The organism is Rappaport israeli (assembly GCF_001888055.1).
GTDB classification, from domain to species: domain Bacteria; phylum Pseudomonadota; class Gammaproteobacteria; order Cardiobacteriales; family Cardiobacteriaceae; genus Rappaport; species Rappaport israeli.
This window is the reverse complement of record NZ_LXHZ01000018.1, coordinates 104,866-119,183: the sequence shown is the minus strand read 5'-3', so window position 1 is coordinate 119,183 and position 14,318 is coordinate 104,866. Positions and strand designations below refer to the sequence as shown.

The 14,318-nt window shown below is 37.4% G+C and carries 10 protein-coding genes, 2 tRNA genes and 2 pseudogenes; 2 read left to right on the top strand and 12 right to left on the bottom strand.

Annotation, left to right across the window (positions count from 1 at the left end):
- Nucleotides 1–38 precede the first annotated feature (38 nt).
- The 3 genes and pseudogenes from A5N84_RS04950 to A5N84_RS04940 form a co-directional block, all read right to left on the bottom strand.
- Nucleotides 39–1,243, bottom strand: a pseudogene (locus tag A5N84_RS04950) (TRAP transporter large permease).
- A 76-nt stretch (nt 1,244–1,319) separates the two neighbouring features.
- Nucleotides 1,320–1,838 (bottom strand): hypothetical protein, encoded by a 519-nt coding sequence (locus A5N84_RS04945; RefSeq protein ID WP_158008643.1) that lies wholly within the window; start codon nt 1,836–1,838, stop codon nt 1,320–1,322.
- Nucleotides 1,839–1,842: 4 nt separating this feature from the next.
- Nucleotides 1,843–2,784, bottom strand: coding sequence for a TRAP transporter substrate-binding protein (locus tag A5N84_RS04940; RefSeq protein WP_198923788.1), 942 nt, complete (start codon nt 2,782–2,784; stop codon nt 1,843–1,845).
- Between the two features lie 193 nt (nt 2,785–2,977).
- Between A5N84_RS04940 and A5N84_RS04935 the strand changes: the two genes are divergently transcribed.
- Entirely contained in the window at nt 2,978–3,805 is an 828-nt protein-coding gene (locus A5N84_RS04935; protein WP_072281480.1) for a 5'-nucleotidase, lipoprotein e(P4) family, read from the top strand.
- Between the two features lie 146 nt (nt 3,806–3,951).
- Nucleotides 3,952–5,052 carry an AOC03_06830 family ribosome hibernation factor gene (locus A5N84_RS04930; RefSeq protein ID WP_198923787.1) on the top strand — a complete coding sequence of 367 codons (1,101 nt, stop codon included), beginning with the start codon at nt 3,952–3,954 and terminating at the stop codon, nt 5,050–5,052.
- Between the two features lie 139 nt (nt 5,053–5,191).
- On the opposite strand, the pseudogene A5N84_RS04925 reads toward A5N84_RS04930, so the two are convergent.
- From A5N84_RS04925 to nrdA, 9 genes and pseudogenes are all read right to left on the bottom strand, one after another.
- Nucleotides 5,192–6,516 (bottom strand): annotated as a pseudogene (locus tag A5N84_RS04925) (replication-associated recombination protein A).
- A gap of 26 nt (nt 6,517–6,542) precedes the next feature.
- Nucleotides 6,543–6,701: a LolA family protein gene (locus tag A5N84_RS12650; RefSeq protein ID WP_078055577.1), complete on the bottom strand. Its 159-nt coding sequence runs from the start codon at nt 6,699–6,701 to the stop codon at nt 6,543–6,545.
- A 38-nt stretch (nt 6,702–6,739) separates the two neighbouring features.
- A complete protein-coding gene (locus tag A5N84_RS12645; RefSeq protein WP_072281479.1) occupies nt 6,740–7,234 on the bottom strand; it encodes a LolA family protein in 495 nt (164 codons plus the stop codon).
- 80 nt (nt 7,235–7,314) lie between these two features.
- Nucleotides 7,315–10,056, bottom strand: a complete 2,742-nt coding sequence (locus A5N84_RS04910; protein WP_078055576.1) for a DNA translocase FtsK — start codon at nt 10,054–10,056, stop codon at nt 7,315–7,317.
- 132 nt (nt 10,057–10,188) lie between these two features.
- Nucleotides 10,189–10,263: transfer RNA gene (locus tag A5N84_RS04905), tRNA-Lys, on the bottom strand.
- Nucleotides 10,264–10,288: 25 nt separating this feature from the next.
- Nucleotides 10,289–10,363, bottom strand: a tRNA-Lys gene (locus tag A5N84_RS04900).
- Between the two features lie 98 nt (nt 10,364–10,461).
- Nucleotides 10,462–10,737, bottom strand: coding sequence for a class I ribonucleotide reductase maintenance protein YfaE (yfaE, locus tag A5N84_RS04895; protein ID WP_072281504.1), 276 nt, complete (start codon nt 10,735–10,737; stop codon nt 10,462–10,464).
- Between the two features lie 7 nt (nt 10,738–10,744).
- Nucleotides 10,745–11,890, bottom strand: a complete 1,146-nt coding sequence (gene nrdB / locus A5N84_RS04890; protein WP_072281478.1) for a class Ia ribonucleoside-diphosphate reductase subunit beta — start codon at nt 11,888–11,890, stop codon at nt 10,745–10,747.
- 30 nt (nt 11,891–11,920) lie between these two features.
- Complete coding sequence (nrdA, locus tag A5N84_RS04885; protein WP_072281503.1) at nt 11,921–14,197, bottom strand: class 1a ribonucleoside-diphosphate reductase subunit alpha; 2,277 nt, start codon at nt 14,195–14,197, stop codon at nt 11,921–11,923.
- Between the last annotated feature and the right edge of the window lie 121 nt (nt 14,198–14,318).

The following is a 14,318-nucleotide window of genomic DNA, read 5'->3' as shown; positions in this document are numbered from 1 at the left end:
TATAATTAATATAAATTATGGTTCTGGTGTGCTATACCTTAAATTAATATTGTGGTAGTTGCAGGGAATAAAAATAAGAGTATTAAACGAATAAAATCACAAAGAACAAAAGGCGCAATTCCGTGATAAAGCGTGGTTAAGGATATTTTAGGGTTAATAGCTTTGATAACAAAAATATTCATACCAATAGGCGGTGTGATTAACCCAAGTTCAACCGTTAAAACACTTAATATTCCAAACCATATCGGATCTATTTGTAGGGCAACAATTAATGGATAAACTACGGGCAAACTAATCATGAGCATGGCAATTGCATCTAAGCAAGTCCCTAACACAATATAAAACAACAAGATAGATAAGATGATTGCTGTGTTAGAAAGTTGATGTGCGCTAATCCAGTCTATTATTGCGGTAGAGAGTTGTGCTACAGAGACGAAATAAGCCATTATTTGCGCGCCAATGAGCATTAAAAAGAGTTTGTTGGATAGTTGTAAGGTGGCAACAGCGGCATTTTTTAATGCGCCAAAGGTGGTTTTTTGCCAAATTGCTACAAGGATTAAAATAAATGCGCCAATACTAGCGCCTTCAGTAGGTGTGAACCAACCAAAATATATGCCATAAATCATGAGCATAAAGAATAAGAGAAGCGGAAGCAGGGTTAGTAATGCGCGCATTTTTTCATAAGCACTACTGGAATGGCTTGGAGGGGGACGTAGGGAGGGTTTAAATTGATACAGCAATAAAACGGTTAGGCTATAAAGTACCCAACCTAGTATGCCGGGCAGTAATCCTGCCAAAAATAAATCACCAACGGCTTGCTCAGTGAGCATGGCATAGAGTAATAAGGCAATACTTGGGGGAATCATAATGCCTAAGGTGCCACCTGCAGCTAAGGCGCCTACGCTAAGGGGGTGGGGTAGTTGTGTTGTTGCATTTGTGGAAGTGCAACGCGGGTCATGGTAGAAGCGGTAGCAACTGAGGAACCAGATAGGCATGAAAATAGCGCACAAGAGCTTAAGCTGGCGAGTGCTAAACTAGCGGGTGTGCGCCCTAATAAAGTACGTGTGGCAGAAAATAATGTTGCCGCTAGACCAGATTCAACGCTTAATTCACCAATAAATATAAATAATACAATGGCGCTGAAGTGATAATTGCCCCAAACTTCTTGTGGAACTGTTTTTATAATCTCTAAAGCGCTTGATAAATCAATAATATAAATAAATCCAAGAACACTAGATAGCATCATCGCAAATGCAACAGGTATGCGTAATAACATTAATATGAGCATTGTTGCTAATACAATGACGCCAATCCAAGCGTTAGTCATCACCCTGCCCCGTCGGTTGGATAATGGGTATTGCGCACAATTCAAAGAAGCTACGCAAAATTAATGCAACTGATAATGCAATCCAAATGGCATAAATATAGTGCATGGGAAGTGCTAAATCTTGCGAGCGCTCACCATAAGCATAGGCATCTTTCATAAGTTCAATATTCTCCAATGCTAGTTGAGTACCAATTGCGCCACAAAGGATTAAATTAAGGGCGTGTAGACTTTTGGCATAGATAGAATTAGGGCTTAAAGGGAGAAAATCTAAAACCAGATGCACTTTTTCTATCCATGCAACAAAGGCAGAAAGTAATGTTATGGTTAATAAATATGATACTAATTCAATGGCTCCTTGCATGTGCCAATTTAACCAAGCATGCGTTAATCTAAATAAAGCACGAGTTAAAACGTCTAGCGTGGTAGTAAGGAGAATAAGCAACAGCCCTATCAAGCTAATACCCGCACAAAATCGCGCTAATTGCTGATTAACAGTTTGTAGAAAAAGCATAGAGTTATTGCGTTGGGCATTGTTGAGCAAAAGATTGCGCTAGCGCATAAACTTTTTCACCCTCTTCGCCTATTTGTTGTAAATACTGTGCGATGCTTTGCCGTAATGGCGCTTGCCAATCAGGATGCTCAATCCCTCCTTCAACTGCAGTTATTTCCTGCCCAAGTGATAAAATCTGTTGTTTGCTTTGTGCATCAACCTCATCAAACACTGCCCCCATTTTAAGCGCCCACTCTAAACCTGAATGGGCGTCAATAATTTCTTTTTCTTGGGCTGAGAGTTTGTCATAGGTATTTTTATTCATTGTGGCAACAAAACTTAATGTATAAAGTGGTAAATCGGTATGATAAGAAATTAACTCAGCGAGCTTAAAAGTATCGAGCGCTTCCCATGGAAAAGTAAGACCATCAATCACGCCACGCTGTAAGGCGGTATAAATATCTGGTGCGGTAAGACTAATGGGTGAAGCCCCTAAATTTTGCAAAATTTCTCCTGCAACAGCGGTGGGACGACGGATGCGCAACCCTTTCAAATCGCTAGGTGATTTAATAGGTTTTTTTATAGTATGCAATAAGGCGGGTGTGGTGGTGAACATAAACAACACATGGGTATCATTATATTCTTGCTCAAGCGCACCGCTATCATAAAGCTTTTGTAAAATACAGCTACCGTGCATGGAGTTTTGCGCAATGCCTGGCAACTCAACAATTTGAGACAGTGGAAATCGTCCATTACGATAGCCTTGGGCAGTAACACCAATGCTTGCTAAACCTTTAGTGGTTGCGTCATAAATTTTATCGGCTTTACTCAAAGTTTGCGCAGGATAGAGCTCTATTTGCAAACTACCATTTGACTGCGCTTCAATCGATTCTTTCCATGGAATCAAAAAATCTGTATGCACTTTTGCGGTGGCGGGTAAAAAATGCGCTAAACGCAGGGTATTCACTTGCGCATATGCACATATATTAACCATTAATCCTAGCAACATAGGAAAGCGCAAATAAGCAATGAATTTCATTTTTAGGCGTCTCTATAAAAGGAAAGTTAAAAACCAAAGCGCGCGAATTTTACAACAAAAATAAAAATAGTTTATGATATTAAACGCTGGTAATTTTATCTTTCAACACATAAGGAATCTTATGAAGACTCAAGAAAATTTGTTTAAGCGTTCTACACAATGGTTGGCATTAGGCGTAGTGAGTAGCCTGTTGATTGGTTGCGCGAATACACCTAATACCCAACAACAACTCAGTCAGCAAACGCAAGCGGGCGTGCTATGGATGCAACAATCGGGCGAGTATCAAGCACTTGCGCATCAAGCATTTAATATTGCTAAACTTATTTTTGATAATACAGTTTTGCCTAGCAATCAAATCAAAACCGTTATCGTTGATTTAGATGAAACCATGATTGACAATAGTCCCTACGCTGCTTGGCAAATCTTAGAAAATCAGCGTTTTACTCCTGATACTTGGAAGCAATGGGTTAATGCAAAACAAGCTACAGCCATTCCCGGAGCAGTTGAGTTTGCCCATCATGTAGTTAATAACGGTGGAAAATTATTTTATGTCTCTAACCGCAAGCAAGACGGAGAATATCAAGCAACTTTAGATAATCTAATTGCCTTGGGCTTTCCTGAAGTCAATAGTCAAACTTTACGTTTAAAAACGGATACTTCTAATAAAGATACTCGTTTTGAACAAATTAGAGAAGCAGGTTATCAAGTCATTATGCATATTGGCGATAATTTAGGGGATTTTGCAGGTGAGCCTACTTATCACAAAGACAATCAGACACGACGCGATTTTGTAGAAATGCATAAAGATAAATTTGGCATTCAATATATCGTGCTGCCCAATCCAAGTTATGGCGACTGGGAAGCAGGTCTTGCTAAAGATTATTACAAACTAGATGCAGATAAATTGTATCAACTGCGTCAAGAGCGACTTAAAAAGTGGCAAAATTAATAACTAGCTCATAATAAAAATAAACAGAGTGTTTGGTTAAGCGCTCTGTTTAATTTTTTCGTGAACAATTTATCATCTTAAATGTGAGGCATTTTCTCTAAAATGGAGAAATTGTTGCTTTAATTTTAAATTCGAAGGAGTATATCGTGTCAAAAACAATTACTAGAGAAACCGTTAAACAGCTACAACAGCATAAAAACTACCCAAGCGTTACGCTCACTATGCCAACGCATCGTACTTCTCCTGATAATGATAAGGATCCAATCCGTCTAAAAAATCTTGTTAGTGAAGCAGAAAAGCGCTTAGAAGAAACCTTTGGAAAGCGCGAAAGCCAAGAAATATTAGAAAAATTACATCAACAAGCTGATGCGATTGATCACGAACATAATCGTGATGGCTTGGTTATTTGTGTAAATAATGATTTTGCTGAAACTTACAAGTTGCCCTATCGCCTACCTGAGCGCGTAGCAATTGATGATAACTTTTTTACACGTGATTTAGTGTATGCAATGAATCGCGATTATGTTTATTGGCTATTATTGCTAGATGCAGAAAATACCCGCCTTTATATCGGACGTCGTGAAAATTTGCATGAAGTTGAGGAATTTGGTTTTCCTTATGCAATGGATGGTGCTTCTCCTAGTGCTAATCTTGGTAAAGATGATTCTCAAGTTTATCGCGATGAAATTACAAGAATGTTGCGTCAAGCAAGTAATGGCTTAGTCGATGCCTTTAAAGAAGTTGAAGCTCCTTTAGTTGTTGTCGGTATTGAGCGAAATTTAGGCTATTTTAATGAAAGTATTGCTGATGCGCATGATGTTATGCTAACTATTGATGGTGGATATTCTGATAAAAGCACCCTTGAGTTAGGTAAGTTAATTTGGGAAGACGTTAAAGAAGCATTTAAGAAAAAACGTAAAGAAATTTTTGAGGCTATTGGTGTTGCAAAAGGAAATCAGCAGTTAGTCAATAGTCTTGATGAATGCTGGCAAGCTGCTATTGATGGACGTGTAGATACTTTGGTTGTAGAAAAAGATTTACATATCCCTGCTGAAGTGAGTGAAGATGGTCGTAGCTTAAAGGTCTTGGAGGATAGTAAAGCACAAGGTGAGCGCGCATTTGCCGATATCATTGATGAAATGATTGAGCATGTTATGGCAGCTGATGGAAAAGTTGTTTTTGTTGATGAAGCTTCTTTAGAAGAGTTTAATAATCAAAAAGGCTTAGTTGCAATTACACGCTACTAATTAACTTTAGATTAAAATTCGAATGCCCGTTTTTATACGGGCATTTTTTATGCGTAATTGAAATATACTCCAGCACACTATCTAGTATTTTTAAAATATCAAATTAATAATAGTGGGTTAAAGTATTTGAGATATTAAGTTATTTATAATTTTGTGTTTGTAAATCTAATTCTTGCAAATATCTTAATTTATTGGCTAATTTGATTTCAAAGCCTCGTTCATTGGGCTGGTAAAAACTAACTTTAGGCTGATTATGTTTATCGAGCATCTCTTTAGGTAAATAAGTTTGACCAGCAGCATAAGCATTAGGTTCATGATGCGCATAACGATAACCTTTCCCATAACCTTGGATTTGATGTAGCGCTGTTGGTGCGTTGCGCAAATGATTAGGGACGCTATAAGATGGATGATTGCGCACATAAGCAAAAGCTTCGTTCATTGCATGATAGGAGGCATTGCTTTTTGGCGCTAAGGCTAAATAAGTTAGCGCTTGTGCTAAAGCTAAATGCCCTTCTGGGCTGCCTAAGCGCTCATAAGTCATATAGGCATTAAGCGCTAGATTTAAGGCATTTGGATCAGCATTGCCAATATCCTCACTGGCAACACACAACATTCTCCGCGCAATAATCAAAGCATCCATACCAGCATCAATCATGCGTGCAAACCAATACATAGCCCCATCAACATTTGAACCTCTTAGTGATTTATGAAAAGCAGAGAGCATTTCATAAAACCAGTCACCATTTTTATCCATTGCCTTAGGTTGGTCGGCCAATACTTGTGCTAATGCTTTAGCTTCTTCTATTCCTTGTTTGTGTAATAAAAGCCATTCATCTAGCCAAGAAAGTGCTTTACGAGCATCACCACTTGCATGACTAGAAATAAGCTGCAAACTAGCCTCACTCATTTTAAGCGAAAATTTACTCAAAGCTTTTTGCAAGGTCTGTTTAATTTCATCACTACTTAATGCATAAAGCCGAAAAATACGCAATCGTGATAATAAAGCATTGGTTAAATGAAAAGCAGGATTTTCTGTAGTCGCGCCAATTAAAATAATATCACCCGCTTCCACATAGGCAGAAAAGCATCTTGCTGTGCTTTATTAAAGCGATGAATTTCATCAATAAATAATACTGTTTGCAATCCTATTTCTAAATTATTTTTTGCCTGTGCAACAGCTTCGCGCACGTCTTTAACACCTGAAAAAACAGCTGATAGACGAATAAATTCTACTTTAAAGGATTTTGCTAATAATAATGCTAATGTAGTCTTGCCACAACCTGGAGGTCCCCAAAGTAACATAGAAAAAGGCTGTTGTTGTTTAATCGCAATGGCTAGGGGCTTATCAGAAGCAAGTAAATGGTTTTGTCCAATATACTCTTTTAGTTCATCAGGGCGCATTTGCTCTGCAAGCGGTGCATGCTCCTTTAAAGCAAATAGAGAATTTTGTTTTGCACCGCTCATAGTAAATGATCCAATATTTTAAAGTATTAATTACCAATAATATCTACACCTTTTGGCGCTATAAAATTAAATTTATCAGGATTTATGCCGTGATTACGTTTTAAATTTTTAAATTGCATAACCGTTTGTTGACCAATCCCACCGTCAATAATAACTTGTGAAAGCTGTTCTTTATCAAAAACCACCCAAATTTGATTATATTCTGCTTGTGTATCTCTGGGTGTTAGAGAAAATACTGTATTACTTTTTTATCAATATAATCTGGAAGTTGGTCTTTGGATAATAATTGAATATTAAATTCATCTTGAATAGATTGCTGACCTTCTAATAGACGCACTGCAATATCACCAGCAATATCAGACTTGTTGCGTACAGTTATTTGTTCTAAATCTTTATCGTAGTGATAAACCTTTTTACCATCACTCACAATTTCTTGTGCATAAGGCGCCTGATAATCCCAGAAAAATTTACCTGGCTTTTGTATCCACATATGCCCTTGGCTAATTTCTTCACCACGTTGATTATAAGCAATTTGTGTAAAGTCAGCTTCTAGCTCTTTGCTTTCACGCATATAATCAATAAGCATTTGTGCAGGTTCAGTTAGTTTAAGCGACTGAATGGATTCAGATGAATTTGTATGATTAAATAATTGAGCATAACTAGAAGTTCCTGCAGTAGTAAATAGTAATGCACTAATGAGCATAATTTTTTGTTTCATAAGTTCATCCTTATTAAATTAGAACAATGATTATGGCACCACATATTAGTTTTTGAATGAGCAATTATTTAGTCAAATTTTTAATAGAAATCATGTTCATCATTATTATTGCTATTATTCAATAGTACTTTGCGTGTGCCACGTTCTGGCGCAGATAAAATCCCAGCCGCTTGCATTGCCTCTACAATACGCGCTGAACGGTTATAACCTATATTTAATTGCCTTTGCAACCATGAAATAGAGGCCTTATTATGTTCACACACTAAAGCAACTGCTTTATCATAAAGTAAATCATTTTCAGCATTATCAAGCTTTTCTAAAGCACCAAATGCGCCCATGGATTCTGGAGAAACGGGATTAGTAATGGCTTCCTCATATTGCGGTTCGCCTTGTCTTCTAACAAAAGAGGTTAAATTATCAACCTCATTATCACTAATAAATGCGCCATGAATACGAGTGATAGCTGTACCACCTGAGGCTGAATAAAGCATATCACCATTACCTAATAAAGACTCTGCGCCTTGTCGCTCAATGATGGTACGTGAGTCAATTTTAGAAGAGACTTGAAACGCAATGCGCGCGGGAGCATTGGCCTTAATCACACCTGTAATAACATCAACAGAAGGTCTTTGTGTCGCTAAAATTAAATGAATACCTGAAGCACGTGCTTTTTGTGCAATACGGGTAATCAAGTCTTCCACCTTTTTACCTACCGCCATCATCATATCGGCCAGTTCATCAATTACAATGACAATATAAGGCAGTGGTTTTACCTCAGGCGGTTGATTCGCCAACCCGATATGGTCTTCTGCTTGCCAAAGTGGATCAAAAACATACTCCCCTTTTGCTTTTTTATCGCGTAAAACAGCATTAAAGGCATCAATATTTCTAACTTTCAATGCAGACATTAATTGATAACGTCGCTCCATTTCAGCAACTGCCCAACGCAAAGCATTTTCAGCGTCATTCATATCTGTTACTACAGGCGTAAGCAAATGTGGAATATCTTCATACATAGACATTTCCAACATTTTAGGATCAATTAATATAAATTTAAGCTCATCAGGTGTACTTTTATACAGCATACTTGCAAGCATGACATTAATACCAACAGATTTTCCAGAGCCTGTTGTACCTGCAACTAGCAAATGTGGCATTTTGCCTAAATTATCCACAATAGGTTTTCCAGCAATATCAACCCCCATCACTAATGTTAGAGGAGAATGTTGAGCTTGATAAATTGAGGATTCTAAAATATTACGCAGATAAACAATTTCACGTTTGCGATTAGGAATTTCCAAACCAATATAAGGTTTTCCAGGAATTACCTCTACCACACGCACACTCTGTACTGCTAAAGAGCGCGCTAAATCTTTATCTAGGTTAGAAATTTGACTTACTTTAATCCCAGGAGCCAACTCCAATTCTAAACGTGTAACTACTGGCCCTACTTCAATATTAACTACACTAACATCTAGTTTATAGTTACGTAGTGCATGTTCAGTTTGCGCAGCCATCTCATCTAGCTCTTCATCTGTATAATCAGCTTGCAAAATTGGGGTAGGCTGTAGCAAATCTAATGGAGGTAACTGATATTCACCAGTATTTTCTGTTTGTGAAATATGGTTTCTTTGCTGTGACTGATTAAAAACAGATGAATTAACTTTTAAATTATTAACAGATGAGTGTTGCGCTGAGTCCTTATAAGGAGGGATATTATCAGAGTTTTCTTTAGTATTAAGTTCAACAGCTTTGTCTGAAAAGGAAGAATAATGTACGGTTTGTTCTGGTTTTTCATTTTCTAATTGTGCATTAGAGAAGGCTTCGTTTTCTTGTTCAAATTGTCTATCAAAGAAACTAAAATCAATAATTGGCTCATTATTCTGATATGTATTTAAAGACTCCTTTTGAGATAAAGCGCTATCTTTAGAATAATCATCCTTAAGCTCATGCTCAGGCGCGCTAGTAGCAATAGTCGCTAAGGTGTCAAAAAAATCAGTCTCTTGTCCTGAAACTGGGGTTGTTGAAAAAATTGATTTTTCTGAAGCAGCATATTTTTGTTTTGATTGATTATTTGATGCTGACTTATCTTGCTTGTAAGTCTGCCAATCTAAACGAGATTTAGCATAAGAACTAGGTGATGTCGGGTTTTCTACATCTTCTACAGAAGCTTCTAAAGAATCCATAGACTCTTGTTTTAATCCTTCTCCTTTAAATAATCGACTGATTGCTGCAAAGCAACTAATTATAAAACTCCCAACTTTTTGGGTAATTTCAAACCAATTAATCCCTGCTAAAATTGTCAAACCTAAAAAAAATGGAATGGTATAGGCCCACATAAGTGCACTTATATCCCAAAATTTCAATAGCTCTATAGAAAACTTTTGACCAATCAACCCTCCCCCTGTAACTGCCAAAGAGTTAATAGAGCTTTGCCAATGTAAAGAAAAAATACCACTTAAGGCAAGAGTAGCAATCGCTAATGCAAAAAGCTTCCAAACGATTAATTCTATCCCCATATATTCGGCTCTTAAATTTTGCCACCCTAAAACAGCTAACCCTATTGCAAATCCATAGGCGCTATAGCCCAATATAGACAAAATAGCATCAGAGACATAAGCAGCGGTTGCGCCAAACCAATTCTTTATTTCTTCATTACTGCCAGAAGTGCTCCAACCTGCATCTCCATTATGGTAGCTTAGCAGCAATGCTAATAGCGCTACTGCTGCTAAAGTAAAAACTACAAACCATAAGTCAGAAAAAGCACGACGAGCATAGTAAAACCAAGATTGGTTGTCTGAATAAGAAAAATCATTTGTCATAAATAAAAGACTTATATAAGGAAAGCGGTTATTGTAAGGAAACAGACGGAAGTTTTCACCTATTTTATTCGCCTATTTAGCGATAATAAAAAATCAGCACTAAAACGCTGATTATAAATTTTATTATTCAGATGGTGGGTCGTGAAGGATTCGAACCTTCGACCAATTGGTTAAAAGCCAACTGCTCTACCACTGAGCTAACGACCCTAAAGATGTAAATTGTTTGACAAAATGGTGGGTCGTGAAGGATTCGAACCTTCGACCAATTGGTTAAAAGCCAACTGCTCTACCACTGAGCTAACGACCCTATTCATCAAAGAAGCGCTATTATAATGTTTTTTTTCTTTGTTGCAAGAAAAAAGTTAGTTTTTAATCTAAACATAGACTCAAATTTATCATCTTAAATTAGCCATATCGTAAAAATTCAATAATTTCAGTATTTAACACAATATTGGTTTTTACTATCGCACAACAGGGCAAAATTTGACCTTTAGAGAGCGCAGCTAGTGGTGGGCTTGGATAGCATACTTTCCCTTCTATTAGCGCAATTCGGCAACTGCCACAATATCCATTGCGACATTGGTAGTCAATTTTATGCCCTGTGCGTAACAAAGCATCAAGCAAATTTTCATTCTCTTTTAATTCGAAAACCTGCTCATTTGTACGGATAACAAAAGGCATAATTAAATTAAAGTTCAAAATCGTCTAGTTCATCAAGATTAACTTCAGAGTCAATTTGTCCTATTAAATAAGAGCTAATAGCTACTTCTTGAGGAGCAACTTGAACATTATCAGATGACAGCCAAGCATTAATCCATGGAATAGGATTTTGCTTACTTTGTGGGAAAGCTGGTGTCAAACCAATTGCCTGCATACGAGAATTGGTAATGTATTCAATATATTGGCATAAAATATCTTTATTAAGACCAATCATAGAACCATCTTTAAATAAATATTCTGCCCATTCTTTTTCTTGTTTTGCGGCTAGGAGAAAAATATCAAAAGCTTCTTGCTCACATTCTTTAGCAATTTCACCCATTTCGGGGTCATCTTTACCTTCACGCAATAAGTTGATCATATGTTGCGTACCAGTTAAGTGCAACGCTTCATCACGTGCAATTAATTTGATAATTTTAGCATTTCCTTCCATTAATTCACGTTCAGCAAAAGCAAAAGAACAGGCAAAGCTTACATAAAAACGAATGGCTTCTAAAACATTCACACAGACCAAGCAAAGATAAATTTTCTTTTTCAATTCACGCCTGCTAACTACACATGTTTTGCCATTTAGAGTATGTTTGCCATAGCCTGCAATAAGATAATGCTGTGTATATTCAATTAAATCATCATAGTATCGCGCTATATCTTGTGCGCGCTGTTGGATATACTCATTTTCAACAATATCATCAAATACCAAGCTAGGATCATTAACAATATTACGAATAATATGGGTATAAGAGCGTGAGTGAATAGTTTCCGAAAATGCCCATGTTTCAATCCACGTTTCTAGCTCTGGTAATGATACCAATGGCAGAAATCCAACATTAGGACTGCGTCCTTGAATAGAATCCAACAAGGTTTGATATTTCAAATTAGAGATAAAAATATGTTGCTCATGCTTAGGCAGATTTTGATAGTCGATGCGGTCTTGTGAGACATCTACTTCTTCAGGTCGCCAAAAGAAAGATAATTGTTTTTCAATAAGTTTTTCAAAAACCTCATATTTTTGCTGGTCATATCGCGCAACGTTGACAGGTTGACCTAAAAACATGGGTTCTTCTAACTGATTATTACGATTTGTAGAAAATGTACTATAACGATATTGGCAATCCATATTCTTTCCCCTATTTAATTGATTTCACTTTTAGATTTTGCAAGCACCGCCGACACAATCATCAACCAAATCTTCTTGATTATCCATCGCGCCATCACGAGTATTGTGATAATAAAGTGTTTTAACGCCTAATTTATAGGCGAGCAACAAATCTTTAATTAATTGATTCATAGGCACTTTACCAGAACTAAATCTGCTAGGGTCATAGCTAGTATTTGCAGAAATAGCTTGGTCTACAAATTTTTGCATTACTCCAACAAGCTGCAAATAACCTTCATTGCTTGGGAGGCTCCATAATAGTTCATAATTGTCTTTAAGCGACTCAAACTCTGGAACAACCTGCTTTAAAATACCGTCTTTTGAAGCTTTTACACTCACATAACCTCTAGGAGGTTCAATGCCATTGGTTGCATTAGCAATCTGACTAGAAGTTTCAGATGGCATCAGCGCGGTTAAAGTTGAATTGCGCAATCCATATTGTTTGATATTGCTACGCAAAGTTTCCCAATCTAACCTCAAAGGCGTTGTACAGATGTTATCCAGTTCTTTTTTGTAAGTATCGATGGGCAATAATCCTTGGGCATAAGTGGTTTCCTTAAACAACGGGCAAGCGCCTTTTTCTTGTGCTAACTTATTGGAAGCTTTTAATAAGTAATACTGCAGTGCTTCAAAAGTTTCATGTGTCAGTTCTAAGGCTGAACCATCACTATAACGCACACCATTTTTTGCTAAAAAATAAGCATAGTTAATCGCCCCAACGCCTAACGTTCGGCGGTTCATTGTCGCTTTATACGCTGCTTCGACTGGATATTGCTGATAATCAAGTAACGCATCTAATGCGCGCACAATTAACTCTGCAGTTTCTTCAAATTCTTCTAACTGCTCAAATGCACCAAGATTAACTGCTGATAAAGTACATAAAGCAATTTCGCCCTCTGGATCATTTAGGTCATTGAGCGGTTTTGTTGGCAAAGCAATTTCCATGCACAAATTAGATTGTCGCACAGGGGCAACTGCTGGATCAAATGGACTATGAGTATTGCAATGATCGACATTTTGGATATAAATTCTGCCAGTTCCAGCGCGCTCTTGAAGCATTAGGGAAAACAAATCTACAGCAGGAATTTGACGTTTACGAATAGTCTCATCTTGTTCATATTGTAAATAGAGGCGCTCAAATTCTTCTTGATCTGCAAAAAAAGCCTCATATAATCCCGGAACATCATATGGAGAAAACAAAGTAATATTTTGTTTTTTTAAGAGCCTTTGATACATCAAACGATTGATTTGCACCCCATAATCTAAATGTCTGACGCGATTTTCTTCTACACCACGATTATTTTTTAAGACCAGTAAAGATTCAACTTCCAAATGCCAAATGGGATAAAACAAAGTCGCGGCTCCACCACGCACCCCGCCCTGTGAGCAACATTTGACCGCCGACTGAAACAATTTATAAAAAGGAATACAGCCTGTATGACGCGCCTCACCGCCACGAATAGCGCTACCTTCTGCACGTATCCGCCCTGCATTCACACCAATTCCTGCTCGTTGTGAGACATAACGCACAATGGCACCAGTTGTGGCATTAATTGAATCCAGGCTATCATCGCATTCAATTAATACACAGGAACTAAACTGCCGTGATGGCGTGCGAACTCCCGACATAATTGGTGTAGGTAGCGAAATTTTAAAAGTAGATGCTGCATCATAAAAGCGCGCCACGAAATCTAATCGTGTAGATTTAGAGTATTGTGCAAACAAACACATTCCCACCAGCATATATAAAAATTGTGGACTTTCATAGACTTCTTTAGTAACACGATTTTGTACCAAATATTTATTTTCTAGCTGTTTAACAGCAGCATAGGCAAAATTCAAATCTCTGTCATGATGAATGCGCTTATCTAATATTTCAAATTCTTCTTTAGTGTAATCTGCTAATAAATGCGCATCATATTTCCCTGCTTGCACTAGCTTTTCTACATGATGATAAAGTGCTGGTGGCGTAAAACTGCCGTAAGCAATTTTACGCAAATGGAAAATTGCCAAACGCGCAGCTAAATATTGATAATCTGGCGAGGTCTCAGAAATCAAATCTGCAGCAGATTTGATAATTGTTTCATGAATCGCATCCGTACGAATCCCATCATAAAACTGAATATGCGAACGCAACTCCACTTGTGATACTGAGACATTATCCAACCCCTCGGCAGCCCAATTAATAACACGATGGATTTTATCTAAATCAATTTTTTCTTTACGTCCGTCTCTTTTAACTACTTGTATTTCTTCAGAATTAACCATCGCATCCTCTTTCTTGTTTAGCATAACAGAAGAAGGCACAATATATAGCATCCTCTTTGTCCCCTCAACAGTAAATCCGTTGCTCTATTGATTTGCATGCACATTATTTGTATCGTGCCGT